We start from the raw sequence: 26750 nt of genomic DNA on the forward strand, positions 1-26750 counted from the left end.
GATCACGCTTCACGAAGTGAGCAAGGGTCAGGCGCTGCCGACCACGAGTCTCGAGTTCCACACCGGCGCCGTGCGCTTCGCTCTCGCCGAGACGCAGCAGCGCCCCACCGTGCTCGGTCTGGTCGCCAGCGGCAGGATGACCCCAGCCACTGGTCGGGTGACAGTCGACGGCGACATCGACAACCGCCGCCTGCGCCGGGCGGTCGCCCTGGTGGATGCTCCGGACGTGAGCGACCCTCACGCAGACATCACCGTGGCCGGCGTCGTCGGCGAGGAGCTGATGTTCGCGGGCACAGGGGCGACGCCGATCCATGCCCGCCGCTGGCTCAGGCAGCTCGGCTACGCCGAACTCGCATCGGTGCCGATCGGAAACGTCGATCCGGCCGCGCGCGTGCGCATCATGTGCGAGCTCGCCGTGCTGCGCAAGGGCACCGAGGGGATCGTGCTCGTCTCGCCTGACCGCCACGGCGGCAGCCCTGACGGGTGGTGGCGCATCGCATCGGAGTTCGCCGACCGCGGCTACGCCATGCTCGTCATCATCGGCGGCTCAGCGGCCGTGGCACTCGAGCGGATGCACGAGCTGGAGGCGATCAACGCCTCGGGGCCGATTCCGCCCCTCATGCTGGAGCGACCCGAGACCGCCATGATCCCTGACAGCACCAACGAGGAAGGAGACGCGCGATGAAGGTCATCCCCATGATCGCCGCCGAGCTGCGGCGCCTCACCGCGAGCCGCATGGGCATCATCGCGCTGATCGCGCTCATGTGCGTGCCGATCCTCTACGGCGGCCTCTACCTCTGGGCCAATCAGGACCCGTACGCCAAGTTCTCCGAGGTGCCGGTCGCGCTGGTCGTGCAGGACGAGGGCGCCACCAGCACCGATGCCGACGGCACGGACGAAACCGTGAACTACGGCCAGAAAGTCGCCGAGAACCTCATCGAGGGCAATGCCTTCGATTGGCAGGAGATGAAGGCGGATGCCGCGGCTGACGCGCTGCACGACGGCACCGTCGACTTCACCGTGACGATCCCCTCCGACTTCTCCGCGGCGCTGACTTCAGCCTCGGGCACGGACCCCCACCAGGCCACGATCGAGCTCGAGACCAACGACGCCAACAACTACCTGGCCTCGTCCATGGGCACGCAGGCCGTGGAGAAGATCCGCAGCTCCGTCGCGAAGATGGTCGGAAGCGAGGCCGCAGAGCGTCTTCTCACCGGGCTCAGCGACGTGCGCGATTCGCTGTCCGACGCAGCCGACGGCGCCTCTCAACTCGCGGACGGTGCGGCGACGGCATCCGCCGGCAGCGCCACGCTCGCCGAAGGGACCGCACAGCTCGCAGACGGCACCGCACAGCTCGCGAGCGGAACGGCCCGACTCGCGAGCGGCGCCTCTCAGCTCGCAGACGGCGCGCAGCAGGTGAGCGACGGCAACCAGCAGATCGCCGATGTCGCCGATCAGGCAGGCGGCATCGTGCAGGATGCCGCAGACACCCTGCCGCAGATTCGTACCGATATCTCGGACACGCTCGCATCCCAGGGGTTGACGCAGGCGGAGATCGACACGGTCCTCGCCAAGCTCGATCCGCTCGGAGAGCGGCTGCAGCAGGGCAACGCGACGGTCCAGGATGCCGTGGGCAGGATCGACCAGCTCGCCGCGGGCGCGGCGACGCTCGCTTCGAGCGCACGCACACTGTCCGACGGCGCCGACACCGTGGCGACCGGCGCCGGCACGGCGGCTACCGGTGCTGCCGCGGCGAACGACGGCGCCGTCCGATTGCGCGACGGTCTCGCCACACTCGCCGATGGCACCGTCGAACTGCGCGACGGCCTGGCCAACGGGGTCGAGCAGATCCCGGCATCCACACCGGAGTTGCGCAAGGCCCAGGCGGACACGATCTCCGATCCGCTCCGCATCTCGAGCGACAAGGTCGCCTCTGCCGAGGACTACGGCGCGGGGCTCGCGCCGTTCTTCGCGGCGCTGGCGGCCTGGATCGGCATCTACGCGCTGTTCCTGATCGTGAAGCCGGTGTCTCGCCGTGCGGTGACCGCGCTGCACTCCCCCATCCGCATCACACTCGCCGGCTGGCTCACGCCCGCGGCCCTCGGGGCGCTGCAGATGGTGGGCCTGATGGGCATTCTGGCCATCACACTCGGCTTCCGCTTCGACAACGCGATCGGCACGCTCGGGGTCATGGTGCTCGCGTCAGCGACGTTCGCGGCGATCATCCTGGCGCTCAACGTCTGGCTGGGGTCGGTGGGTCAGTTCCTGGGGCTCGTGCTCATGGTGCTGCAACTGGTCACGGCGGGTGGCACGTTCCCGTGGCAGACGCTCCCCGCGCCTCTCGCGGCGCTGCACCATGTGCTGCCGCTCGGCTACGTCGTGGATGCGATGCGCCAGCTCATGTACGGCGGGAACTTCCAGCGTGCGTGGTGGGATCTGGCCGTGCTTGCGATGTGGCTGGTCGGCGCGCTGCTGCTCGCGATGATCGGCGTGACGCGCATGACGCATCGCCGCACGCTGCGCGATCTGCAGCCGAGCCTGATCGGGTGAGCGCAGTCGGGTGAGCTCGCGGAATGGCGATCGAGAGTGCGGATGCCGCGGCATCCGCACTCTTCCTCCACCGGCGCTGCCCACTGCGGCATCTGCCGCGCAGCGTGCTGAAACGCATCGATCGGGCTAGGCTTCCAGAGCGCGTCCCGAAACGCGCTCCTGGGAACGGTGAGACCGGATCCCGCCGACGACCCTGAAAGAACGCTCAATGACGATCGAACCTGTCGAACCGCCTGCACCCCGCCGTCTGGGAGTCAGGATCGGGCGCATCGCCTTCGGTGTCGTCGCCGGGCTGCTCGTGATCGCGGTCGCTGCGGCCTTCTTCGTGGTCTGGACGATCCAGCGGTCCTTCCCTCAGACGGCCGGCGAGATCGAACTCGATGGGCTGACCGCAGAGGTCACCGTGCAGCGCGACGACCTCGGCGTACCGACGATCACGGCCGACTCCTCGCACGACCTGTTCTATGCCCAGGGCTTCGTGCACGCGCAGGACCGCTTCTTCGAGATGGACTTCCGTCGGCACGTGACATCCGGCCGCGTCGCCGAGATGTTCGGCGAATCACAGGCCCCGACCGACATGTTCCTGCGCACCCTCGGCTGGCGCGATGTCGCCGAGCAGGAGGTCGAGGCGATGGACGAGACCACGCTCGCCTACTACCAGGCATACGCAGACGGCGTGAACGCCTACCTCGAAACGCGTGATGGTGCCGACCTCTCGCTGGAATATGCCGTTCTCGGCATACAGAACCCCGACTACGAGGTCGAGCCGTGGGAGCCCGCCGATTCAGTGGCGTGGCTCAAGGCGATGGCCTGGGACCTCCGCACCAACATCGAGGACGAGACCGAGCGCGCGCTGCTGATCGCCGAGGTCGGAGACCCCACGGCCCCGGCCGAGAGCGTGGAACTGCTCGAACAGCTCTACCCCGCATATCCGTTCGACGAGAACCCGGTGATCGTGCCCAAGCTCTCAACGGTGCCCGCGCTGGAAGCGGCAACGGATGCCGCGCCCGCCGCCTTCTCGACCGAAACAGGCACGACCGAGGATTCGCAGGTGCAGACCGCGGTGTCCACGATCGAATGGCAGGAGGCCGACAGCGTCGTCGCGGCGGCGAGCATGCTGATCGGAGATGTCGGCGAGGGCATCGGCTCGAACTCATGGGTCGTCTCCGGCGAGCTCACCGAGAGTGGGCTGCCTCTGCTGGCGAATGATCCGCACCTGGGGTCATCGCTGCCGTCTGTCTGGTACCAGGTGCAGCTGCGGTGCTCAGCGGTCACCGACGAATGCCCGTTCGACGTCGGAGGCTTCTCGTTCTCCGGCCTGCCTGGCATCGTGATCGGCCACAACGCACAGGTGGCCTGGGGCTTCACGAACCTCACGACCGACGTCGCCGACCTCTACATCGAGAAGGTCGACGGCGATGAGTACTGGCGCGACGGGGCACTGGTGCCCCTCGACGTGCGCGAGGAGACGGTCAAGGTGGCCGGCGGAGACGACATCGATCTGACGATCCGCTCGACAGTGCACGGTCCGATCATCTCCGGCCTCACCGACGACTTCACCGCCGTCGCCGACGGTCAGGTCGCGGCAGACGGCGACGCGCTCACCCAGGGAGAGACGGATGCGTCAGCGGCACTCTCGGGTGAGTACGCCGTGAGCCTGCGCTGGACGGCGCTGGATGCCGGCAGCACCGCGACCGCGATCTTCGCTCTCGCCACGGCTCAGGACTTCGACGACTTCCGGTATGCAGCATCGCTGTTCGATGTGCCGGCGCAGAACCTGATCTACGCCGACGTCGAGGGCAACATCGGATACCAGGCGCCCGGCCGCCTGCCGATCCGGGGCGCAGGCGACGGATGGCTCCCGCAGCCCGGGTGGGACAGCAGCTATGACTGGACCGGGTTCATCGATTTCGAGGAGCTGCCCGTCTCCTACAATCCGAGCTCGGGTTACATCGTCACGGCGAACAACGCGATCGTCACGGACGACTACGACCGCTTCCTCTCCCGCGACTGGGACTACGGCTACCGTGCGGCTCGGATCACCCACATGATCGAACGCCGCGCTGCGGCAGCACCGCTCACCGCGCAGGACATGCGCGACATCCAGAACGACAACGAGATGTGGATAGGCAAGAAGCTCGCGGCGATCATGGCCGACATCGAGGTGGAGGGCACCGGCCCGAAAGAAGCCGTCGCACTTCTGCGCACCTGGGACGCGCAGAACAACGCGGATTCAGCGGCGGCCGCCTACGCGAACGTGCTGTGGTCGAACCTGGTGCTGAACCTGTTCGAGCAGCGTGAGAAGCCGCTGCCGCACGACGGTCAGGCCCGCCTGTTCACGGTGGTCTCCGCACTGCTCGACGACCCGACCGACCCGCTCTGGAAGAACGAGAAGCTCGACGTCTCCGGCATGGAGGAGATGCTCGCCTTCTCCGCCGAACAGGCCTACACCGAGCTCGCCGGGCTGCAGGGCTCGGCCGTCTCGCGCTGGAACTGGGGCAGCCTGCACGCCATCACCCTGAAGAACGCGACCCTCGGCTCATCCGGAATCGCCCCGATCGAAGCACTGTTCAACCGCGGGCCCTATCCCGTCGGCGGCGGACCCTCTGTCGTCAATGCCACGGGCTGGGAGCTCGGTGAGGGATATGCGACGACCACTGTGCCATCCATGCGGATGGTGATCGACCTGTCCGACTTCGACGCTTCGACGTGGAATCAGCTGACCGGTGCTTCCGGACATGCGTTCCACCCGCACTACGTCGATCAGACCGAGAACTGGTCACGCGGCATCCAGACGCCGTGGGCGTTCACTGCGGATGCCGTGGATGAGGCGACCGTCGACACACTGGTGCTCCGGCCGAAGGGCTGAGCACCAGCGCGCTCAGACCTCTTCAGTGATCTCGATCGGTCCGATCGCGGGCGGCTCCACGTCGGCGGGAGTCTCGACCGTCTCGACATCGTCGTCCTTGCCGGTCAGCCGGTCGACGGCTTCGGCGAACTGCTGCTCGAGCGCGAGGAAAGCCGCAGCCACGTCGCCCGCGGCGAGCGCGTCGAGCAGCTGCCGATATGTGTCGGAGACAGAACGGCGCACGGTATAGCCACCCGGGTCGCTGAAGCTGGCGATACGGGTCTCGATCGCGAGCGTCGCCATGTACTGCGTCAGCCTGCGGCTGCCGGCCGAGTCGACGAGCTCCCGGTGGAACTCGATGTCCGCATCGCCGATGGCGCGAGCATCCGTCCCCTCGCTCACCGCGACCAGGGCATCGTACGCGCGCTCAAGCCTGTCCAGCACCGACGCGGCGCCGGACCTGATGATCAGGCGCACCGCCTGGCCCTCGATCGCGAGCCGTGCGTCGTACACGTCGGCGACGTGCTCAGGTCCGATCATGCTCACGCGCATGCCGCGGCCCGGGGACGCGGTGAGCAGCCCCTCCTGCACGAGTCGCTGCGTGGACTCCCGCAGCGGACTGCGGCTCACCCCCAACTGCGACGACATCTCGACCTCACCGATGGGGCTGCCCACCGGCAGCGCTCCGGTGAAGATGGCACTGCGCAATTCGGCGGTGATGAGGTCGACGGTCGACGGTCGAGCGACGCGCACCATCGAGATCGGCGAAACCGCGCGAGGGGTGTGTGAAGCCATGTGCATCCCTTCCAGCCGTCGCGCGAAACCGCGAACATCTCATTGTCGATCCTCCGCGTCATTCTGCGAAGTCGAGTCAGGATTCCTCAGTCTGCCTCATGATCACGTTTTTGTATACTTGTCGACAATCAGCGCGCCTGACTGTACATCCATCGACAGATTCCATAGTCTGGGGCACGGTCAACGGCGCCCGTGCAGAGCGCCCGGATACGGAACTCATACGGAACGCGAGGACATCATGACGAAGAGAACGACACGGATCGGCATCGCCACAGCCGCCGTCGGAACCCTGACGCTCGGCCTTCTCGCCGGGTGCTCAGCAGGGGGCGGCAACGACACCGAGGGCATGAACACGCTCGAGAAGGCGCAGGAAGAGGGCAAGATCACACTTGCGATCGCCTCCGAGCAGCCGTACTCGTGGGTGGAAGACGGCGAGCCGACCGGCGCGACCATCGCGATGCACGAGCAGATCTTCAAGAATCTCGGCATCGACGAGATCGAAGTCGAGGAAGTCGACTGGAACTCACTGATCCCGGGGCTCAACGCCGGCCGCTGGGATGCCGTGAGTGCCGGCATGTCGATCCTCCCTGAGCGCTGCGCAGAGGCCGCGTTCAGCGATCCCGAGATCATGTACACAACCACCCTCGTCGTCCCCAAGGGCAACCCCAAGAACCTCAGCGACCTCGACTCGGTCGCCGCGGCCGGCGACGTCACTCTCGCGGTGCAGTCCGGGGCGATCGAAGAGGGTTACGCGACCGATCTCGGCATCGCGAACACCGTGCCGGTCGACAGCGCCCAGGCCGGTATCGAGATCGTGCAGTCCGGTCGCGCCGACGCGTTCACCCTGACCGCGGTCTCGCTCAACTGGATGACAGAGGGCATGGATGACGTCGAGACCACCGAGGCCTTCGTGCAGGAGATCGACGGGGTCGAGCAGATCGGCGCCGGTGCCACGGTGTTCCGTCAGGACGACACCGAGCTGCTCGAGGCCTACAACGAGGAACTCGCCAAGATCACGGGCGACGAGACGAAGTACCTCGACCTGGTCGAGCCGTTCGGCTTCACCGCTGAGAACCTTCCCCCGGCCGACCTGACCACCGAGCAGCTCTGCTCCGGCGAGCTGGGCTGATCCGACTCCTGTGACTGAGAATTTCGAAGCGCTCTGGAGGGCGCTGCCCCAACTCTTCGACGGAGTGCTCATCACACTCCAGTTGACGGCAGGCGGCGCCCTCCTGGCGATCGTCGTCGCCATCGGCCTCGGGCTGCTGGCACGATTCGAGAACGTCCTGCTGCGCGGTTTCGCGCGCGTCGTCATCGAGCTGTTCCGCGGCACCTCGCTGCTCGTGCAGCTCTTCTTCTTCTTCTTCGTGCTGCCGCTGCCGCCCTTCGAGATCGAGATGCCCGCCGTCTTCACCGGCATCCTGGCCCTCGGCCTGAACTACGGCGCCTATGGTGCCGAGGTCGTGCGCGGCTCGATCAACTCGGTGCCGGCCGGCCAGTGGGAGGCGACCACGGCGCTGAGCCTTTCCCGCACGCACCGGATGTGGCGCGTGATCTTCCCGCAGGCCTGGGCGCTCATGCTCCCCTCTCTGAACAACCTGCTGATCCAGCTGCTGAAGGGCACTGCGGTCGTCTACCTGATCACGATCGTCGACCTCACAGCCGAGCTGAACAAGCTGCGCGTGCAGACCGACGTGTACTTCGCGTATGGTCTCGGTCTGCTCATCTACTTCGCGATCGCCTACCTGCTCACGCTGGGCATGAACGCGCTCGAGACGCGTGCCAAGCACCGTCTGGGGCAGGGCGGGAAGTGGCGTGACTCCATCACCACCACTCCGGTCCCCGACATGAAGGGGGCAGGTCAAGCCGCATGAACGACGACAACAGCTTCTGGAGCTGGGACCACGCCATCGCGGCGTTCCCCGACATCCTGGAGAAATTCCTCACGGTCACGCTGGTCGTGACGATCATCGGCAGCATCATCGCCGCCATCCTCGGGCTCGTGATCGCGCTCGGCCGCCGCACGGCACCGCGTCCTGTCGCCGCCGTCATCACTCTGCTGATGAACTTCGTGCGCATGACCCCGCTCGTGGTGCAGCTGCTCTTCGCGTACTACGTGTTCACGACTGTCCCGCCTCTCGTGCTCGGAACGATCATCATCGGTATCCACTACGCCACGTACATGGCCGAGGTCTACCGTGCCGGAATCGATGCGGTCCCTCCCGGCCAGTGGGAGGCGACGACGGCGCTGTCGATGTCACCCGGACGCACGTGGACAGCCGTGATCATCCCCCAGGCGCTGCGCTCCACACTGCCGGCCCTGGCCAACTACGTGATCTCCATGTTCAAGGACACTCCGTTCCTCATGGTCATCACCGTCGTCGAAATGGTGCGCCAGGCGCAGTTGTACGGCAGTAAGAACTTCCGCTTCGTCGAGGCGATCATCATCGCCGGACTCATCTATCTGGTCGCAAGCCTTCTGAGCTCGCTGCTGGCCAGGCGATTGGAGAAACGTCTTGAGTACACCACCGCTTGACACCCATACCGGTGCGATCACGCTCGATGACGGCGAGATGCCGGCGATCCTCTTCGACAAGGTCGAGAAGCGATTCGGCGACCACGTCGTGTTGCACGATCTCGACTTCACCGTTCGGCGCGGGGATCGAGTGACACTGATCGGCCCGAGCGGCTCGGGAAAGACGACCATCCTCCGCCTCGTCATGACGCTGGAGGAGGCGAACGACGGCTACATCCTGATCGACGGCAAGCCGCTCACGCACTACTCGCAGGGCGGCAAGCGGGTCGAGCTGAAGGAGAAGCACAAGAACGAGATGCGCAAGCGCATCGGCATGGTCTTCCAGCAGTTCAACCTGTTCCCGAACATGACGGTGATCGAGAACATCATCGAGGCACCCGTGCACGTGCTCGGTCTTTCCAAGAAGGAAGCGATCGAGCGAGGCCGCGCGCTGCTCGAAAAGGTCGGCCTTCCCGACAAGGAGAACGCTCACCCCACCCAGCTCTCCGGCGGTCAGCAGCAGCGCGTCGCGATCGCTCGGGCGCTGGCGATGGAGCCCGAGATCCTGCTGCTCGACGAGGTCACCAGTGCGCTCGACCCGGAAGTGGTCGGCGAGGTGCTGAACATCCTGCGCGATGTCGCCCGTGAGACCGACGTGACCATGCTGATCGTGACGCACGAGATGCAGTTCGCGCGCGACGTGTCCAACCGCGTGCTCATGTTCGACAGCGGACGCATCGTCGAAGAGGGCAAGCCGGAGGACATCTTCAGCAACCCACAGGAGCAGCGGACCAGGGACTTCCTCTCCGCCGTGCTCTGAGCTCCGGCTCGGCTGCGCGCGGCTCGGCTGCGCGCGGCTCGGCTGCGCGCGGCTCGGCTGCGCGCAGCTCAGGCGTCGACGACGGCGGCCGCACGCCGCGAGATCATCCAGATGCCGAAGGCTGCGGCGAGGAAGATCCCACCGAGCATCACCCAGCCGAGCAGGCCGAACGTGATCGCGGTCGCGTTCACGACGATCGGCGACGCGAGCGCGCCGAGCGAGAACCCCATGCCGAAAACGCCCTGATAGGCCCCGGCACGCACGGGATCGGCGAGCTCGAAGCTGAGCCCCCACGCTCCCGCCTGGGAGAGGATCTCGGCGAAGGTGTGGGTGACGGCGGCCACGATCAGCACGACGATCGCGACCCAGGCCGGCAGCCCTGCCGCGAGCGCATAGATCACGCAGGCCGCGGCCATCAGCCATCCGGCGATCATCGTCACCCTGCCCGCTATACGCACGTCGTGGGTGCCGCGCGACGCGCGCACTTGGAAGAGCACGACGAGCGAGGTGTTGACGATCAGCAGCAGCGCGACGACCCACTCGGGAGCGTTCGTCCGCTGGGTCACCCACAGCGGCATCCCGAGCTCGGCGACGCCGAACTGCATGCCGAACACCGCCGAGAGGAATGAGAGCAGCAGGTAGCGCGGGTCGCGCCATGGCGAACGGCGGCGCCAGTCCTTCGGTGCGGCGAGCGTGGCTTCGGCCGTGCCGTGGGTGTCGATGGATCCCGTCTCCGTGAGCACGGCGTCCACTTCGCGCACCGGCGCATCGACGGATGCCGGCAGTCGCAGCAGCGGCAATGCACCGAGCACGCCGATGACGCCGGCGATGACGATGACGATCCGGTACGCCTCGGCGGTTCCGAGAGCCAGTGCCACTGCGGCGATGCCCGAGCCGATCGCGATCGACAGATTCGTCACCGTGCGCAGCACGGCACGGGCATGCACCCGTCGTTCCGGTGCGAACCCTCTGGCGATAATCGCCGAACGCGCCGAATACCCGATCGTGTCGAAGAAGCCGGCGAGGCTCGCGATCACGAGGGCAGCTACGAAGGAGTCGGCGAAGGCGTAGGTCGCGAGCAGCAGCCCTCCGAGGGTCTCGAAGACGAACGCCAGTCGGCGCGCGCTCCATCGGTCGGCGAGCCATCCACCCAGGAACGAGGCGAGCACTCCGCAGGCGCTGGAGACGGCGAGCACCACTGCGGCCTCGCCGGCGCTCAACCCGATGATCAGGGTGAAGAACAGCACGGTGACAGTGAGGAAGACACCTCGGCCGATGCGCGACACAGCCGTCGCAGTGACGAGTGCGCGCAGCACCGGGTCGGAGAATGTCTGCGCCAGGCGGTCGCGCACGCGCGGTTTCACGGAGGCAGTCGGAGACGGGTCTTGCGAAGGCACATGCCAGTTTCACACAGGGCACGGACACAGCCTTCGCGCGTCGCTCACGGTCAGCATCCCTCGATAGGGTCGTTCCATGCCTTCCCGTCTTCTCGCTCCTGAGGGCGTGCCCGCATCCGTCATCGAGTTCGAGCACGGCGGCGCGACCCTCATCGCCGAGGACTTCGGCACCGGCGCGCGTCCGTACGTGCTCGTGCACGGGATCGGAATGGGCCGCAGCGTCTACCTCGACTTCATCGAGCGCCTGCCCGGACGCATCATCGCCCTCGACCTTCCCGGGTTCGGCGAGGCGCCCGAACCCGAGCGTACCCTCACCATGGCGCGCCACGCCGACCTGATCGCGGCGTTCCTGCGCAGCATCGGCGTGACGGATGCCGTCATCATCGGCCATTCGATGGGCAGCCAGATCGGCGCGGAGCTGGCGGCGCGGCATCCGAAGCTCGTCGACGGCCTGGTGCTCGCCGGCCCCACGGTGAACAGTGCGACGCGCAGCATCCGCGAACAGGCGACGTACCTGCTGCGCGACCTGATCGGCGAGCGCCCGATCGTGCTGCTGCGCGGTGCGCGCGAGTACCTGCGCGGCGGTCCGCATCTGATCCGGAAGATCCGCGCCACCGTGGTGCACGAACCCGAGAAGGCGTACGCCAGGGTGAAGTGCCCCGTGCTCGTGGTGCGCGGTGAGCGCGACCCCCTCGCTCCCGCGGTCTGGTGCCGCGAGATCGTCTCTCTCGTGCCCGGACGTGCCGAGATGAAGGAGATTCCCGACCACGGCCACGGCACACTTATCAGCGATGCGGCCCTCGCCGCCGACCTGATCTCGGAGTTCGCCCGCTCGCTGTGACTCGAGCGCGCCGCCGCTCAGCTCAGCGGTGGAGCTTGCGGCGGGAGGATCATGGTGTACCGGCGGACATAAGTCATCGGCAGGGCGATCGCTCCGACCAACACGCCGATCAGCCCGGGGACGACGAAGGCCACGCCCACCCAACGATCCAGCGCGTAGATCAGCACGAACCCGAGCACAGTGCCGATCACGCCGAGTACGGCGAAGACCCATCCGACGATCAGTGAGACACGGTACGAACGCTCACCGTGCTGGGTCGGTCGAACGCCGATCTTCTGTCCGACGTAGGGACTCCACCGGGTTCCGGTCCACCATCGGGTCACATAACCGGACACTGCGAACCAGCCCGCCCCGGCTCCTTCGACCTCGCCGGGGAGCGGGCGGATCGAAGGATCGAACACCGGCGGAGTCGACGGAGCGGGGCGCCTGGTCAGCTGGCGAGTGCGAAACCCTCCGATGAGCCAGAGTGCACCGACGACCAGGAACAACATCGGTGTGAAAGCGAAGAAGGGCTGCCCGTCGATGAACTGAGAGGTGCTGAACTGCGAGATGCTCAGCGCGATGAAGACGATCCCGAGTGCGAATCCGTTGCTTCCCGGTTCGATTGCGAAAGCATCCGGGCGTGGCCTGCCATCTCGAAGACGGTATGGCGTCCACACCGCACCATCCCACCACCGCACATCCGAAGTGCCCGCCACCGGGAACCAGCCCATCGGAGCGGCGGATGCTGCGTGCTGGATCGGCTGCGCCGCGGCCCACACCGACTCGCCCCCGCGCTGATGCACGGTCCATTGCGCACCGTCCCACCAGCGCTGCACGCCAGGCACCTCGGCGTCATACCAACCCGGCTGTGCGTTCACTCGTCCCCCTCCGTCGTCCGCGTTCCGGCCCACGATACTTCGGACTCGCCGCTCGGACTACCCGGCCCCCGGTGGGGTCTGCTTCGACTCGGCGAGCTCGTCGACGACGAGCCGCCGCTCCTCCGTCGTGCCGTTGCGATAGGCCTGGCGCCCCACCATATGCGCGGACAGCGGTGCGGTCGCGAACTGCATCAGCACGATGGGTGCGACGAGCGCGAGGCCGAGCAGGATGCCGCCGACCGAGCGCTGCGCGAGCGCGACGGCCAGGCAGATCAGGATCACTCCGAGCACCTGCGGCTTGGTCGCCGCGTGCAGGCGGGAGGGCACATCGCGGAAGTGCAGCAGCCCGACCGCGGCGGAGAGGCACAGCACCGCGCCGAGCAGGATCAACACCAGCACCGTCACGTCGATGACGGCATTCGGAATCTCGATGTCGAACACGTTCATGATGTCGTGTTGTCCCTTCGCGCCACATATCGAGCGACTGAGATCGATCCGAACACCCCGATGGCGGCGATGATGAGCATCACCGGAATGCTGCGTGTGTGCCCATTGATCGCCATCTCGGCGCCCAGTACACACATCACCTCGGTGAGGAGGACGTCGGATGCCACGGCGCGGTCGAGGATCGACGGACCGCGGATGATGCGGAATAGCGTCAGGATCGCAGCAACACTGAAGACAGCCATGATCACGATCATCAGGATGTTCATCGCCCACCTCCCGCGCGTTCATCGGCTCCCGCGCGCTCATCGGCTCCCGCGCGCTCGTCGGCCTTCAGGGCACGATACTGCGCTGGGCTGCCGAGCGCCCTCACGATCCGCTTCTCCCAGCGCAGGATCCCGTCGCGCTGCGCATCCGCGTCGGCTCGTGTGCGCACGCCGATGATGTGCAGGTAGAGCACCCGGCGATCGCGATCCGTCTCGACCACCAGCGACCCGGGGATCAGCGAAGACGTGACCGACACGTGCGTCATGATCAGGTCATCGGCGTACTTCAGCGGCACCGCGATGATCGCCGCACCCGGCTGGCGCCGGAAGTCGAACACCTGCACCGACACCGCGATCGCACCGCGGAGGACGGCGAACAGGAACTGCACCACGAACAGCGCGCCGTACCAGAGGTTGACGCGCCCCGAGAGTTCGATTGTCGGCAGACGGAAGACGCGGGTGACGAAGACGGCGACGACGAGTCCGGTGACGAACGAGAGCAGGGTGAACTGGTTCCACAGCAGCATCCAGAGCACGATGAGCCAGGCGAGGAACGGAAGCTGAAGCCAGACGTCGTGAAGACGATGACGCTGGGTCTCGGGACTCACGGGGCCACCTCCTCCTCCAACTGCACGAGGCTGACCGGCTGCAGCAGCGCGTCGCCGATGCGATCGCACAGCGCGTACAGCGGACCGGCGAAGATCGTCAGCAGCAGCGTCACGCCGACCATCCCCCCGGTCGCGAGCGTCATGATCCGAGGGATGCGGCGGCGCTCCTGCTGCTCGTCGGCGGCCGGCGCGCCTGCGAGGTACTCGATTCGTCCGTCAGTCTCGGCCGAGTCCTCCTCCTCGCGCCAGAACGACAGGTTCCAGGCGCGCATCAGTGCGTAGAGGGTGAGCAGTGAGGTGACGATGCCACCGAAGATCAGCACCATCATGATCGGAGTGCCGACGGATGCCGCGGCTTCGAAGAGCGCGAACTTGCCGATGAACCCGGAGAACGGCGGCAGACCGCCGAGGTTGATGGCCGGCACGAAGTAGAGCACGGCGAGCAGCGGCGCCGCCTTCAGCAGCCCCTTGACCCTGAGGATCGACGTGCTGCCGGCTCTGCGCTCTATGAGTCCGACGGCGAGGAACAGAGTCGTCTGCACGACGATGTGGTGAACGATGTAGTATACCGTCGCACCGATCGCCGCCGGTGTCGCGATCGCCAATCCGAAGATCATGTAGCCGACGTGGCTGACCAGCGTGAACGAGAGGATCCTCTTCAGCTCGGCCTGCGCCACGGCGCCGAGTACGCCGATGATCATGGTCGCGAGCGCGACGATCAGCAGCAGGGTGTCGATGCTGTTGTCGGCGAACAGCTGCGTCTCGGTGCGGATCAGCGCGTAGACGCCGACCTTGGTCAGCAATCCGGCGAACACCGCCGTGACGGGCGCTGGCGCTGTCGGATAGGAGTCCGGCAGCCAGAACGACACCGGGAAGATGGCCGCCTTGATGCCGAACGCGACCACGAGCATCAGGTGCAGCACGAGCTGCGTCTCCTGCGGGAGCTCTGCCATCCGCTCGGCGATCTGCGCCATGTTCACTGTGCCGAGGGCGCCGTAGATCATCGCGATCGAGGCGAGGAAGAGGATCGACGAGACGAGCGAGACGACGATGTAGACCGCTCCGGTGCGGATGCGCGATTCGGTGCTTCCGAGTGTGATGAGCACGTATGACGCCACGAGGAGGATCTCGAACCCGACGTACAGGTTGAACAGGTCACCGGCGATGAAGGCGTTGAAGATACCGGCCGCGAGGATCAGGTACGACGGGTTGAAGATCGAGATCGGCGTCTCATCCGACCCGTCTGCGGCGCCCTGGCCGATGGAGAAGAGCAGCACCGCGAGCAGCACGATGCTGGAGATCAGCACCAGCAGGGCGGCGAGCCGGTCGACGTAGAGCACGATGCCGAACGGCACCGGCCATCCGCCGACCGAGACGGCCAGCGGGGAGCCTCCGTCGACCGCGATGAGCAGCACGGCGGCGATGACGGCCACCGCCGCGAGCGCGGCGACGGTGACGAACACCTGCAGCCGAGGGCTGCGGCCGAACACCAGGGTGATCGCGGCGCCGAGGAGCGGGAGGGCGACGAGCAGGGGGACTAGGGCGTTCATGTGCGATTCCCCTCATCGTCGGAGGATGCGTCGGGCGCGTTCTCGTGCCCTTCGACGGGCTCAGGGCGCGAGCGCGGTACCCACGGCCGATCCATCGGGGCGTCGTCCTGGATCGATGCATGATCGCGCATGTGCAGCACGGTGATCGGCGAGGTGCGCACGTCCACGAAGTCGGTGGTGGCTTCTTCGTCGGCGACGTCGTCCTCGTCGTCCATGACGTCCTCGTCCTCATCTGTGCGGGCACGCAGAGCGAGGTCGGCCTCGTCGTCCTCCACCGTGTCGGCCTGGCCGAGCTGCCAGGAGCGGTAGATCAGAGCGAGCAGGAATGCCGAGACGGCGAAGGTGATGACGATCGCCGTGAGCGTGAGCGCCTGCGGGAGCGGATCGCTCAAGTCGCCCTCGGTGCCGAAGAACGGCGCGTTGCCCGGCACTCCCATGACTATGAGCAGCAGAAGGTTCGTGGCGTTTCCCAGCAGCAGGAATCCGATGAGCACGCGGGTCAGGCTGCGCTCGAGCATCGCGTAGACGCCGCAGGCGAAGAGCACCGCCATCACGATGATGAGGGTCAGCGAGACATCCATCAGACGCTCACCCCCCGCGACCGCATCTCCTGCGACTGCCTGTCGACCTCGGCACCGAGGCTGCGCAGCACATCGAGCACGAGCCCGATGACGACCAGGTAGACGCCCGCGTCGAAGATCGTCGATGTGACGAACTCCATGTGGCCGAGGCCGGGGATCTCCCACTCCCAGAACGAGCTCTTCAAAGGTGCGAGGTTGAAGAACAACGGGAGCACGGCGGTGCCGACGGCGAGGATGAGTCCGGCACCCAGCAGGCGACCGGCATCGGTCGGCGCGGCGGCACCGAGTTCCCAGCGTCCGCCGGCGATGTATCGCATGACGAGTGCCATGCCCGCGACGAGTCCGCCGGCGAAGCCCCCGCCCGGCCCGTTGTGCCCGGCGAAGAGCAGGTATATCGAGACGACGATGATCGTGTGGAACAGGATGCGGACGATCACCTCGAGCAGGATCGATCGGTTCTCGGGTTTCATCTGCTGGCCGCCGATGAGCCATGCCCGCGGGTTGCTGCGGTTCTCGGTGGTCTGGAAGCGGATGCCGTCGGTCGTCTCGACGAGCGGCGCGATGCGGGCCTTCCGCCTGATGCGCTGGGGCAACGACGGTCGCTGGGACAGCATGTCCGCGCGGTGGGTGACGAACACGAGGGATGCCACGCCGGTGGCGGCGAGTACGAGGACGGAGAGCTCGCCCATCGTGTCCCAGCCGCGCAGGTCGACGAGCGCGACGTTGACGACGTTCTTCCCGCGGCCCAGTTCGTAGGCGAGTTCGGGGAACGAGATCGAGATCGGGTCGGTTATGCGTGCCTGCGTCGCGACCACGGCGATGAAGGCCATCGTGACGCCGACAGCGATCGCCAGCACGGCGCGCGGAATGCGGGAGACAGAGGCGTTGTGCTCGCCCATGCGCGACGGCAGCCGGCGCAGCACGAGGGCGAAGGCGACCATCGTGACGGTCTCGACGAGGATCTGGGTGAGGGCGAGGTCGGGGGCACCGCTCGTGGCGAACAGCGAGACCATGCCGAGGCCGGTGACCGAGACGAGCACCACACCGGTGTAGCGCTTTCGCGCCTGCACCGCGAAGACGGCGGCGATCGCCATGATCGGCGCGACGGCGATCTGGGTCGGGGTGTGCCAGGCCGACAGATTCAGTTGATCGACGTCGCTGGCGAGCAGCGCCGTGGTCTCCGCGGCCACGAACACGATGAAGATCGTGCCGACGTAGACCGGCAGCGAACCGCGCTGCGTGAGGGTCGTTGTGATGACCGAGAGCCGGTCGACGCCGCGCATCACCACGAAGTAGACGTCGGCGGCCGTGAACTTCAGAAGACGCGCCTTGCGGTCCCAGCCTGTACGTCGCGTGAGCACGAACAGCCCGAATCCGAGCAGGACGGTGAGGACCGAGATGCCCAGCGCCGGCTCGAACCCGTGCCACAGTGCCAGGTGCCCAGGACCTTCGCTCGCCGTTCCGTCAGCGCTCAGGCCCGGCACGGCGGTCACCGCGTAGCCGTACAGTGCGGTGTCGAGCGCCGGGGCGCCGATGCCGAGGGCGATGGTCGCGCCGCCCAGGATCATCGGAGCCGACAGGAACCCCACCGGAGGGTCCGGCCATTCCGTGTCCGGAATGCGCGCGCCGATGACGTCGCGCTTCCTCCAGAACGCCCCCCATAGGAAGCGGACCCCATATGCCACAGTGAGCATGGAACCCAGGATCACGCCGATCAGGGCGACGAGTGCCCACGGCGAGCCGCCCAGCGCATCGTCGATCAGCCCGGTGAGCGCCGATTCCTTCGCCACGAAGCCGACGGTGGGGGCGATGCCCGCCATCGACGCGACGGAGATGAACGCGATCGTGGCCATGACCGGGGCCTGCCTGCCCACGCCGGACAGCTCGTCGATGTCGCGGGTGGAGAGTTGACGGTCGATGATGCCGACGATCAGGAACAGCGCCGACTTGAACAGCGCGTGCCCGACCACGAGCGCCAGACCGGCTAGTGCTGTCGCCTGCGTGCCGTAGCCGACCATGACGGTGAAGAAGCCGAGCTGGCTGACCGTGCCGAAGGCGAGGATGCGCTTGAGGTCGGTCTCACGCAGAGCCTGGATTCCACCGAGCAGCATCGTGAAGACGCCGAACGAGATCACGATCGGACGCCAGGGCTCGGAAAGCGCGAAGATCGGAGCGAACCTCGCGATGAGGTAGATGCCGGCCTTGACCATGGCAGCGGCGTGCAGATACGCGCTGACCGGCGTCGGCGCCGCCATCGCGCCGGGGAGCCAGAAGTGGAATGGGAAGATCGCCGACTTGCTGAGCGCGCCGATCAACAGCATCACGACCGCGGCGTTCACGAGCGGGCCGGTGGGGGCGAGCTCGAGCATCTCGGTGATGCTCGACGTGCCGGTGTCGACGACCAGCAGCACGACGCCGACGAACATCACGAGTCCGCCGAGCGTGGTGACCAGCAGCGCCTGCAGCGCGGCACGACGACTCACCGCGCGACGGCGGTAGTGGCCGATGAGCAGGTACGACAGGATGCTGGTGACTTCCCAGAACATCACGAGCATGACGAGGTCATCGGTGAGCACGAGCCCGTACATCGCACCGGCGAAGCCGAGCAGAACACCGGCGAACTGGCCGAGCTCACCCGCCTCGTCGTGGAAGTACCAGCGGCAGTAGAGCAGCACCAGAGCCCCGACACCGGTGACGATGAGAGTCAGCACCCAGCCCAGCACATCCATGCGCATCGACAGGTTCAGGCCGAGTTGAGGGATCCACTCCACGCTCTCGAACGGCACCGATTCGGTGTCGAGAACCTGCGGCGTCATCACCAGCGCCTGGACGAATGCCGCAGCGGGAATGAGAGCGCCGATCGCGAACGCTCGCGCCCCGAGCCAACGTACCAACGCGGGGAGAAGAAGAGCCCCGAGAAGGAACACGGCAAGGAGCAACAGCATAAGCGGCTCCTCAATGGCTCGTCGAGGCCTTGCGGCACAGGCGGGCGGGGGGTTTCTTCGAGTTTACCGGTTCATGCCCTCCATGGATTCTGCAAGTGCGGTCGGATCTCGCCTCTGCGGTCAGATGGTGGGGGCAGCGGTGGTCGTTCCGGCGCGGAATCGGCAGGTGAGATGCATCGATTCCGGCGACTCGCCGCGCAGCATCCGGGCCACCTGCTCCCCCGCCGCTCTGCCCTTCTCGACGGCTGGCTGCACCATGGTCGTGAGCATGTGCGGTCCGATGCCGTCGACGCGGATGCCGTCGAAGCCGGCGACGCTGAGATCATCCGGCACTCGAAGACCGAGGTCCTCCGCCGCGCGGATCACGCCCGCAGCCAGAAGGTCGCTCTGCGCGAGGATCGCGGTGGGACGGGCGGCAGGGTCGCTGAGCAGCGCCCGTCCCGCGATCACGCCGTCGTCGATCGAACTGCTGCCTGCCGAGACCGCGGGCAGATCGGGGTAGACGTCTCGCGCACCGGCCAGTCGCTCGATGGTGACGTCGATCGTCGCGCGTCCCAGTCGCTCGTCGGTGACCCGCCCGCGGATGCGATCGCTGTCCAACGGCAGCGTCACGGCGGCGACGCGCTCGTGTCCGAGACCCTGGATGTGCCTGGCCATCTCCGCCGCCGCCTCACGATTGTCGAGCGTGATCTGCGGGATCCCCTCCCCCGCGTCTCCCTCGATCACGACGACCGGCAGGCCCCGGGCCCGGACGATCTCCAGTGACGCGCGGGTTCTTCCGGAGCATCCGATGAGCACGACGGCGTCGACCGGTGCCGTCGCCAGCGCGGGGACCTCGCCCTCCCCCGGCTCGTCGCGCAGCAGGAGCACTCCCGCTCCGAGCGAGGCGAGGCCGTCGGTCAGCCCGTCCATCATCGGAATCGTCACGGGGTCCAGGAATGCGGTCCGCAGGTGCCCCTCGAGCACGACGGCGACGATGCCGCTGCGTCCGAGACGAAGCGATGCCGCGCGCGGGTCGGGACCCGCATATCCGAGATCGGCCGCTGCCGCCAGCACACGCTCTCGCGTCGCGTCCGAGACCCTCGTGCGGCCGCTGAAGACGACGGATGCCGTGGACGTCGACACGCCTGCAGCGTGCGCGACGTCTGCGAGCGTCGCGCGACGTGGCGCAGGTGCTGAGGACGACGTCATGATCCGAGGATAACTCGACCATTTCCGAAAATCGAATCGATTCGATACGCTCTCTGCATGGACCACGCCCTCACCCGTTCGCAGTACGTGCGTTGGCGGGGCGCAATCTTCGCGATCTTCCTCGCCAGCGGCGTCTCGATCGCGACCTGGGCGTCGCGCGTGCCCGACATCAAAATCGCCCTCGGCATCGACAACGCGCAGATCGGCCTGCTGCTGCTCGGCATGGGCATCGCGTCGATCCTCGGAATCTCCACGAGCCCGGCAGTGATGGCGCGCATCGGCGCGCGCCGGGGCATGCTGGCGCTGATGATCACCCTCGCGATCGGTCTCGTCCTGATCGGTGTCGGCACGACGGTGTTCGCGTCGTTCCCCGTGGTCATCATCGGCCTTGCGCTGTTCGGGTACGGCAACGGATGCCTCGACGTCATGATGAACGTCGAGGCGACCGCCATCGAGCAGGAGGCGGGCAAGACGATCCTGCCGCTGTTCCACGCGTTCTTCAGCTTCGGCACCGTCATCGGAGCCGGCCTCGGCTGGGTCGCCACCACCACGCACCTCACGGTCGCATTCCACGCGACGGTGGTCGCCGCGCTGATCTTCGTCGCAGCGTTCGTGTGCATCGCGAACGTGCCGAACCGTGACGCGACTCTCGACCCCGCCGAGTCCGGCGAGAAGCCGCATTGGCGCGAGCGCATGCACGTGGCATTGTCGGCATGGCGCGAGCCGCGCACCTACGCCCTCGGCGTCGTGATGCTCGGAATGGCCTTCGCCGAGGGCGGGGCCAACGACTGGCTCGCACTCGGCACGAGCGAAGACCACGGCGGCGGCGCGGCGATGGGCGCCGCAGCGCTGACGGTGTTCTCGGTGGCGATGACCACGGTGCGCATCTTCGGCGGTCCGCTCGTCGACCGCTTCGGCCGCGTGCTGGTGCTGCGCATCCTCGCGGTGGCGGCGACCGGCGGCATCCTGCTGTTCATCCTCGCGCCCACACTCCCCCTCGTCTTCGTCGGCGCGGCTCTGTGGGGCGTCGGCGCATCACTCGGCTTCCCGCTCGGCATGTCCGCGGCGGCCGACGACCCCGCCAAGGCTGCGGCGCGAGTGAGCGCAGCGGCCACGATCGGCTATGTCGCGTTCCTCGGCGGGCCGCCGATCCTCGGGCTGATCAGTGAGCACATCGGCCTGCTCAACACACTGTTCATCCTCGTCGCGCTGGTCGCGGCATCCGGATTCGCATCCGGCGCCGCCCGGCCGCTGAAGGCGAACGCCGAGCGCTCGACGACGAAGTAGGCTCGTCGAGTGCGTCTCGTCATCGCCCGCTGCGCCGTGGACTACTCCGGCCGGCTCAATGCCCACCTCCCCCTCGCCACGCGTCTGCTCGTGCACAAGGGGGACGGCAGTCTGCTCGTGCACTCCGACGGCGGCAGCTACAAGCCGCTGAACTGGATGAGCCCTCCCTGCACCCTCGTCACAGAGATCCCGGATGAGGAAGAGGCCGGCGCCGGCGTCATCGACGTGTGGCGCGTCACCCACAAGAAGACCGGCGACGCACTGCGCGTGCAGATCTATGAGGTGCTGCACGATTCCGCACACGAGCTCGGCATCGACCCCGGCCTGCAGAAGGACGGCGTCGAGGCCGATCTGCAGCGCCTGCTCGCCGAACAGGTCGAGCGGATCAGCGAGGGCGCGACCCTGGTTCGCCGCGAGTACCCGACAGCGATCGGCCCTGTCGATCTCATGGTGCGGGATGCTGCGGGCGCTGCCATCGCGGTGGAGATAAAGCGCCGCGGCGACATCGACGGCGTCGAGCAGCTCACCCGCTACCTCGAACTCCTCGGCCGCGATCCGCATCTCGCGCCCGTGCACGGTGTGTTCGCCGCCCAGGAGATCAAGCCCCAGGCGCGCGTGCTCGCCGAGGATCGCGGCATCCGCTGCCTGGTTCTCGACTACGACGACATGAAGGGCATCGAGTCCGGAGTCCCGCGGCTGTTCTGACGGCTCCGGAGCGATGTGGCGTACGGCCGACCCGGCGGCTGCCCATAGGCTTGAAGGATGCCTCACTCCCCTTACTCCTGCGTGCTCTGGGACGTCGACGGCACCATCGCCGATGCGACCCCCGGCATCTTCCCTCGTCTCATGGAAGTGCTCGCGTCGTTCGGCCAGCCCGCACCTGACCCGGCTTCGCTGCCGCGCTGGGTCGGACCGCCGATGTACGAGTCCTTCCAGAGCCTTGCGGGGCTGAGCGCGACCCAGGCCGAGGATGCTCTTGCGCGCTACCGCGCGCTCGCCGCCCGCGACGGCTATGCCGCGTCTGTCGACATCTACGACGGCATCCCCGATGTCATCCGCGCGGTCGCAGCCGCAGGCATCCCCCAGGCCACCGCGAGCACGAAGCCCGAGAATCAGGTCACCGCGATCCTCGAGCACAATGATCTGCTCGGCCTGTTCGCCGCCGTCTCCGGTGCGCGCAGCGGCACGGTCGGGCGCAGCGACAGCAAGTCGGATGTGGTCGGCTGGGCGCTGGAGCGGCTGCAGGCCGCGGGTGTCGACACCTCGAACCCGGTACTCGTCGGAGATCGCCACCACGATGTGGAGGGCGCGGCTGAGCACGGTGTGCCCGTCATCTTCGCCGAGTGGGGTTTCGGCGAGGCCTCAGAGGGCGACGGCGCGGTGTCCCGAGCTGCCGACGCGGACGCGCTCAGGGCCCTGCTTCTCACGTAGAGAGCACGTCGCTCCCCGCCGGGAGCGCGCTGTTGACGTGCGCCCGGCGGGGAGCGTCGTGTGTATCGGCCTCAGATGGGGCGGATGTTTTCGGCCTGCAGGCCCTTGGGGCCCTGTGCAACCTCGAACTCGACGCGCTGGTTCTCGTCGAGTGAGCGGTAGCCGCTTGCTTCAATGGCGGAGTAGTGCGCGAAGACGTCAGCGCCGCCGTCATCGGGGGAGATGAAGCCGAAGCCCTTCTCCGAGTTGAACCACTTGACCGTGCCTTGGGTACTCATGTACTGCCGTTCTGCTGAAATGTGTGTCGACGCAGGGTGCCCCGACGATGCCCACAATATCTGTGCAGCGCCGGAGCGGAACAGCCCGAAGCAGAAGGTAACCCAAATGTTGCACGAGCGTCACACCGGGTGCACGCAGGGAAAAGGGCCGTCGAATAGTGCGGCCCTCACCGCGGGGGGAGCGGTGAGGGCCAAAGACGACCGGAGGGTGCGTCACGAAACACCCTAACCCCAAACCATGAATCTTGTCCCCCATTTGGGGGACAAATCTGAAAAACCGTGGGAGGATGACTCGATAGTGGCTCCCGCGGATGGATCATTGGGGACTGACCTACTCGAGTGGGCCCACTGCATGCGCTGATCGTCGGGCTTTGGGGAAAGCCGAGATCCGGATTCTGGGGAAGAAGGACGACGATCACCCCGTCCCGCGGGGACCGCAGGTTTCGGGACGGGATGGGATGCACAGCACGGAGTTCGCCTCCGGCATCTCATCCCGCTCGAACCGCGACTGACTCCAGCCCGAATCATGGGCTGACGCGCCATCCGCTCGCTCCTAACGTTCGCCGTCGCGCCCGTCAACCCCGTCGCCGAATCTTCCAGTCGGTGTGAGAGTCGCTCACACGGATCACCTGATCCCCGACGAAAGGAATGGATCGATGGGCATTGGAGACAAGGCGAAGCACACCGCCGAGGACATCGCCGGTCACTTCAAGGAGGGCGCCGGCAAGGCCACGGACAACGAGAAGCTCGAAGCCGAAGGCAGGGCCGAACAGGCCAAGGCCGATCTCAAGAAGGCCGGGGACAAGGCGAAGGACGCCTTCGAGAACTGAGCGTCAGAGCGGCGGGCGGCGACGTGGCCACCAGATCCGGTCACCGAGCACCCCGAACACCGCCGGCACGATCACGGTGCGCACGACCAGCGTGTCGATGATCACGCCGACCCCGACGATCAGCCCGAGCTGGCCCAGAGTCACCAGCGGCAGAACGCCGAGCGCCGCGAACACCGCTGCGAGCACGATCCCGGCGCTGGTGATGACGGCGCCGGTGTGCGAGACCGCCCGCACCATTCCTTCACGGGTGCCGTGGCTCTCGGCCTCGGCCCTGGCGCGATGCACGAGGAAGATCGTGTAGTCGATGCCCAGCGCGACGAGGAAGAGGAACGCCAGCAGTGGCACCTGCAGATCCAGCGCGTGCTGATCGAACAGAACCCGGCTCAACCAGGAGCCTGCGCCGATCGCCGCCGCTGCACTCGCGACGTTGATCAGCAGCAGCACCACCGGTGCGACCAGCGACCGCAGCAGCACGAGCAGCACGATGAAGCTCACCGCGAGCACGAGCGGGGCGATGAGCAGCAGATCCTGCTGGTTTCCGGCCCTGGCATCCAGATCCGTCGCCACTGCACCGCCGACGACGGCATCCGCACCCGGCACGTCGTGGACGATGTCACGCAGCTCGGTGACGAGGTCGAGGCTCTCGGGTGTTCCCGGCGCGTACTCGCCCGTCACCATGATCTTCGTCAGCGCGCCGTCGGTCGTCTCACCGATCGGGTTCGCACGCACCACGCCGTCGACATCGTCGACGCTGTCGAGCACGCTGTCGGCCTCTGCCGAGTTCGCGACGATGAAGATCGGCTGGGACTCCCCGGGCGGGAAGTGATCGCCGAGCACCTCGAGACCGGCCGCCGACTCGGACTGCACGCGGAACTTCTCGACCTGATCGAGCCCGACGGTCGTTCCCACGAGACCTGCGCCCATCACCGTCAGCACGAGAACACCGGCGCCGAGACTCAGCCACGGACGACGCATCACGCCGGTGGCGATGCCCTTCCACACCTTGCCGTGTTCCGCGTTCGTGCCGGGCTTCGGCACGAACGGCCAGAACACCCTGCGTCCGCACACCGCCAGGAGCGGCGGCAGAGCGAACAGCACCGCGGCGAGCGCGATCAGCAGACCGACGGCGGAGGAGATGCCGAGGCCGCGGGTGCCGGGGATCACGGCGAGCGCGAGCGTGAGCAGCGCGAGGACGACGGTGATGTTCGAGGCGAGAATGGCCGGCATCGTCTTGCGCCACGCGGTGCTCAATGCTGCACGGTGGTTCTCTTCGACGAACAGCTCCTCGCGGTAGCGGGAGATGAGCAGCAGCGCGTAGTTCGTGCCGGCACCGAAGACCAGCACGCTGATGATCCCCGAGTCGAACTGCAGGTCGAGCAGGTTGCCGACGGCGCCGGTGACCTTGCCGGCGAGCTGGTCGGCGAACGCGACGATCACCAGCGGGAGCAGCCAGAGGATGGGGGAGCGGTAGGTGACGATCAGCAGCACCGCGACGATGAGGATCGTGACGAGCAGCAGTGTGAAGTCTGCGCCGTCGAAGGAGCTCGTGACATCCGCGCCGAATGCCGGCCCTCCGGTGACCTGCAGCGTGAGGCCGGCGGGCGTGTTGTCGCCCACCTCGGTGCGCAGGTCCTTGATGATGTCGGCGGTCTCAGCGTTGTCGGCGCCGACCGTGATCGGCGCGACGATGACCGCGGCCGCGCCGTCATCGCTCACGGTCGGTGCAGAGGACTCCAGACCGGTGTGCGCGTCGAGCGCCGGCACGATGTCCTCCAGCGCGGTGATGTCTGCGAGGGAGAGGTCTGCGGCATCCGCTCGAGAGGCGACCACGAGCACCGACTGCTCATCCGCATTCGCGAACTCCTCCAGCAGCGCGCTCACCTGCGACGACTCGGAGTCCGGCGGTGCCGTCTCGTTTCCGGTCGGGCCGTCGATACGGCTGAAGAGCCCGAACAGGGCCACGAAGGTGAGGAGCACGATGCCGAGGGATATCCAGGCTCCCCGCCGGGATGTGAGCCGGTCGGGGAGGCGCGGGCGAGTAGCTGTCATGCATCCAGCCCATCAGCGAGGCCCGATCCCGACATCGCTCGAAAGGTTGATCATGCGCTCTGGACATCTCGCCCGCACGAGGCGTTGCGTCCAGCCAGTCAGCTGACGGCGTGGACGACACTGCCGACGAACACAGAGAGGATCGTGGTCCATCCGATGATCGCGACCGCCTGCCAGATCAGGACGCGGGCCTTGCTGACACCGGATGCCGCGAGCATCGTCGCCGTGAACTGCGTGGGGAGCAGGAGCGGGCCGAGCAGGCTGACGCCGGGGACGCCGTAGCGGTCGAGCGCACGACGGAACTTCACCTTGCGGGCGGCGCTGCGGCTGCCGTCGGCCTCGTCCTCTGCGTCGACAACGGTGACACTTCCCGTCGTCGCACCTCCGGCAGCGGCCAGACGCGCCTTGCGCGCGTGGTTGCGGCTGACGACCGCATTGCGGGCCCCGGAACTGAGCAGCACCAGCACCAGCACGCAGAGGAAGTTGCCGATGATGCCTGCGATCGCGGCGATCACCGGATGGATGCCGCCGATGATGCCGATGCTCGCCGCGCCCTCGCCCTCGATGAAGGGCACCGCGCCGGCCAGGGCGACGATGAGGGGCTGCACCAGTTCGGGCACCTGAGCGACCAGGTTCTGGAAGGTCTCGATGAGGTTCATGGGAT

General features: G+C 67.1%; 25 protein-coding genes. 12 read left to right on the forward strand and 13 right to left on the reverse strand.

What is annotated here, in order from left to right:
- Window positions 1-16 precede the first annotated feature (16 nt).
- The 3 genes from JF52_RS0106780 (at window position 17) to JF52_RS0106790 (ending at window position 5419) form a co-directional block, all read left to right on the forward strand.
- The gene (locus JF52_RS0106780) at window positions 17-685 is read left to right on the forward strand and encodes a hypothetical protein (RefSeq protein ID WP_200880964.1); all 669 of its coding nucleotides are present in this window, start codon (window positions 17-19) and stop codon (window positions 683-685) included.
- Complete coding sequence (locus JF52_RS0106785; RefSeq protein ID WP_033105536.1) at window positions 682-2550, forward strand: YhgE/Pip family protein; 1869 nt, start codon at window positions 682-684, stop codon at window positions 2548-2550. The genes JF52_RS0106780 and JF52_RS0106785 overlap by 4 nt, the downstream gene beginning before the upstream one ends.
- A 208-nt stretch (window positions 2551-2758) precedes the next feature.
- On the forward strand, window positions 2759-5419 hold the full coding sequence (locus tag JF52_RS0106790) for a penicillin acylase family protein (protein WP_084595643.1): 2661 nt from the start codon (window positions 2759-2761) through the stop codon (window positions 5417-5419).
- Between the two features lie 12 nt (window positions 5420-5431).
- On the opposite strand, the gene JF52_RS0106795 is transcribed toward JF52_RS0106790, so the two are convergent.
- Window positions 5432-6193, reverse strand: coding sequence for a GntR family transcriptional regulator (locus JF52_RS0106795; RefSeq protein WP_160175043.1), 762 nt, complete (start codon window positions 6191-6193; stop codon window positions 5432-5434).
- A 238-nt stretch (window positions 6194-6431) separates the two neighbouring features.
- On the opposite strand from JF52_RS0106795, the gene ehuB reads away from it, so the two are divergent.
- Genes ehuB through ehuA form a run of 4 tightly spaced genes read left to right on the forward strand, consistent with a single transcriptional unit; the run spans window position 6432 to window position 9528 of the window.
- Window positions 6432-7322, forward strand: coding sequence for an ectoine/hydroxyectoine ABC transporter substrate-binding protein EhuB (ehuB, locus tag JF52_RS0106800; RefSeq protein ID WP_033105537.1), 891 nt, complete (start codon window positions 6432-6434; stop codon window positions 7320-7322).
- A 10-nt stretch (window positions 7323-7332) separates the two neighbouring features.
- On the forward strand, window positions 7333-8067 hold the full coding sequence (ehuC, locus tag JF52_RS0106805; protein ID WP_052166820.1) for an ectoine/hydroxyectoine ABC transporter permease subunit EhuC: 735 nt from the start codon (window positions 7333-7335) through the stop codon (window positions 8065-8067).
- Window positions 8064-8729, forward strand: coding sequence for an ectoine/hydroxyectoine ABC transporter permease subunit EhuD (gene ehuD / locus JF52_RS0106810; RefSeq protein WP_033105538.1), 666 nt, complete (start codon window positions 8064-8066; stop codon window positions 8727-8729). The genes ehuC and ehuD overlap by 4 nt, the downstream gene beginning before the upstream one ends.
- A gap of 37 nt (window positions 8730-8766) precedes the next feature.
- Window positions 8767-9528, forward strand: a complete 762-nt coding sequence (gene ehuA, locus JF52_RS0106815; protein ID WP_033105539.1) for an ectoine/hydroxyectoine ABC transporter ATP-binding protein EhuA — start codon at window positions 8767-8769, stop codon at window positions 9526-9528.
- Between the two features lie 68 nt (window positions 9529-9596).
- On the opposite strand, the gene JF52_RS0106820 is transcribed toward ehuA, so the two are convergent.
- On the reverse strand, window positions 9597-10892 hold the full coding sequence (locus JF52_RS0106820; RefSeq protein WP_052166821.1) for an MFS transporter: 1296 nt from the start codon (window positions 10890-10892) through the stop codon (window positions 9597-9599).
- A gap of 109 nt (window positions 10893-11001) precedes the next feature.
- On the opposite strand from JF52_RS0106820, the gene JF52_RS0106825 reads away from it, so the two are divergent.
- Window positions 11002-11766 carry an alpha/beta fold hydrolase gene (locus JF52_RS0106825; protein ID WP_033105541.1) on the forward strand — a complete coding sequence of 255 codons (765 nt, stop codon included), beginning with the start codon at window positions 11002-11004 and terminating at the stop codon, window positions 11764-11766.
- A 17-nt stretch (window positions 11767-11783) separates the two neighbouring features.
- On the opposite strand, the gene JF52_RS17230 is transcribed toward JF52_RS0106825, so the two are convergent.
- The 8 genes from JF52_RS17230 to JF52_RS0106865 form a co-directional block, all read right to left on the reverse strand.
- Window positions 11784-12626, reverse strand: a complete 843-nt coding sequence (locus tag JF52_RS17230; protein ID WP_033105542.1) for a DUF2510 domain-containing protein — start codon at window positions 12624-12626, stop codon at window positions 11784-11786.
- A 57-nt stretch (window positions 12627-12683) separates the two neighbouring features.
- Entirely contained in the window at window positions 12684-13073 is a 390-nt protein-coding gene (mnhG, locus tag JF52_RS0106835) for a monovalent cation/H(+) antiporter subunit G (protein ID WP_033105543.1), read from the reverse strand.
- Window positions 13070-13339 (reverse strand): monovalent cation/H+ antiporter complex subunit F, encoded by a 270-nt coding sequence (locus tag JF52_RS0106840; protein WP_033105544.1) that lies wholly within the window; start codon window positions 13337-13339, stop codon window positions 13070-13072. Before JF52_RS0106840 ends, mnhG begins: the two co-directional genes overlap by 4 nt.
- Window positions 13336-13944 carry a Na+/H+ antiporter subunit E gene (locus JF52_RS0106845; protein WP_033105545.1) on the reverse strand — a complete coding sequence of 203 codons (609 nt, stop codon included), beginning with the start codon at window positions 13942-13944 and terminating at the stop codon, window positions 13336-13338. The genes JF52_RS0106840 and JF52_RS0106845 overlap by 4 nt, the downstream gene beginning before the upstream one ends.
- Window positions 13941-15494, reverse strand: coding sequence for a Na+/H+ antiporter subunit D (locus JF52_RS0106850; protein WP_033105546.1), 1554 nt, complete (start codon window positions 15492-15494; stop codon window positions 13941-13943). The genes JF52_RS0106845 and JF52_RS0106850 overlap by 4 nt, the downstream gene beginning before the upstream one ends.
- Complete coding sequence (locus JF52_RS0106855) at window positions 15491-16075, reverse strand: Na(+)/H(+) antiporter subunit C (protein WP_084595645.1); 585 nt, start codon at window positions 16073-16075, stop codon at window positions 15491-15493. Before JF52_RS0106855 ends, JF52_RS0106850 begins: the two co-directional genes overlap by 4 nt.
- Window positions 16075-19020 (reverse strand): Na+/H+ antiporter subunit A, encoded by a 2946-nt coding sequence (locus tag JF52_RS0106860; RefSeq protein WP_033105547.1) that lies wholly within the window; start codon window positions 19018-19020, stop codon window positions 16075-16077. Before JF52_RS0106860 ends, JF52_RS0106855 begins: the two co-directional genes overlap by 1 nt.
- 120 nt (window positions 19021-19140) lie before the next feature.
- The gene (locus JF52_RS0106865; protein WP_033105548.1) at window positions 19141-20211 is read right to left on the reverse strand and encodes a LacI family DNA-binding transcriptional regulator; all 1071 of its coding nucleotides are present in this window, start codon (window positions 20209-20211) and stop codon (window positions 19141-19143) included.
- A gap of 57 nt (window positions 20212-20268) precedes the next feature.
- On the opposite strand from JF52_RS0106865, the gene JF52_RS0106870 reads away from it, so the two are divergent.
- The 3 genes from JF52_RS0106870 to JF52_RS0106880 are packed head-to-tail and all read left to right on the forward strand — an operon-like array spanning window position 20269 to window position 22929.
- Complete coding sequence (locus JF52_RS0106870; protein WP_033105549.1) at window positions 20269-21498, forward strand: MFS transporter; 1230 nt, start codon at window positions 20269-20271, stop codon at window positions 21496-21498.
- A gap of 9 nt (window positions 21499-21507) precedes the next feature.
- On the forward strand, window positions 21508-22203 hold the full coding sequence (gene nucS, locus JF52_RS0106875; RefSeq protein ID WP_033105550.1) for an endonuclease NucS: 696 nt from the start codon (window positions 21508-21510) through the stop codon (window positions 22201-22203).
- A 57-nt stretch (window positions 22204-22260) separates the two neighbouring features.
- Window positions 22261-22929 (forward strand): HAD hydrolase-like protein, encoded by a 669-nt coding sequence (locus tag JF52_RS0106880; protein ID WP_033105551.1) that lies wholly within the window; start codon window positions 22261-22263, stop codon window positions 22927-22929.
- A 71-nt stretch (window positions 22930-23000) separates the two neighbouring features.
- Here JF52_RS0106880 and JF52_RS0106885 read toward each other — a convergent pair whose 3' ends face one another.
- The gene (locus tag JF52_RS0106885; protein ID WP_033105552.1) at window positions 23001-23207 is read right to left on the reverse strand and encodes a cold-shock protein; all 207 of its coding nucleotides are present in this window, start codon (window positions 23205-23207) and stop codon (window positions 23001-23003) included.
- Between the two features lie 656 nt (window positions 23208-23863).
- On the opposite strand from JF52_RS0106885, the gene JF52_RS16880 reads away from it, so the two are divergent.
- Entirely contained in the window at window positions 23864-24037 is a 174-nt protein-coding gene (locus JF52_RS16880; protein WP_084595647.1) for a CsbD family protein, read from the forward strand.
- Between the two features lie 3 nt (window positions 24038-24040).
- On the opposite strand, the gene JF52_RS0106890 is transcribed toward JF52_RS16880, so the two are convergent.
- Both JF52_RS0106890 and JF52_RS0106895 read right to left on the reverse strand, forming a co-directional pair.
- Window positions 24041-26086 carry an MMPL family transporter gene (locus JF52_RS0106890; protein WP_033105553.1) on the reverse strand — a complete coding sequence of 682 codons (2046 nt, stop codon included), beginning with the start codon at window positions 26084-26086 and terminating at the stop codon, window positions 24041-24043.
- A 98-nt stretch (window positions 26087-26184) separates the two neighbouring features.
- Window positions 26185-26745 (reverse strand): hypothetical protein, encoded by a 561-nt coding sequence (locus JF52_RS0106895; RefSeq protein WP_033105554.1) that lies wholly within the window; start codon window positions 26743-26745, stop codon window positions 26185-26187.
- Window positions 26746-26750: the final 5 nt, after the last annotated feature.

This window comes from Microbacterium profundi (assembly GCF_000763375.1).
Lineage (GTDB): Bacteria > Actinomycetota > Actinomycetes > Actinomycetales > Microbacteriaceae > Microbacterium > Microbacterium profundi.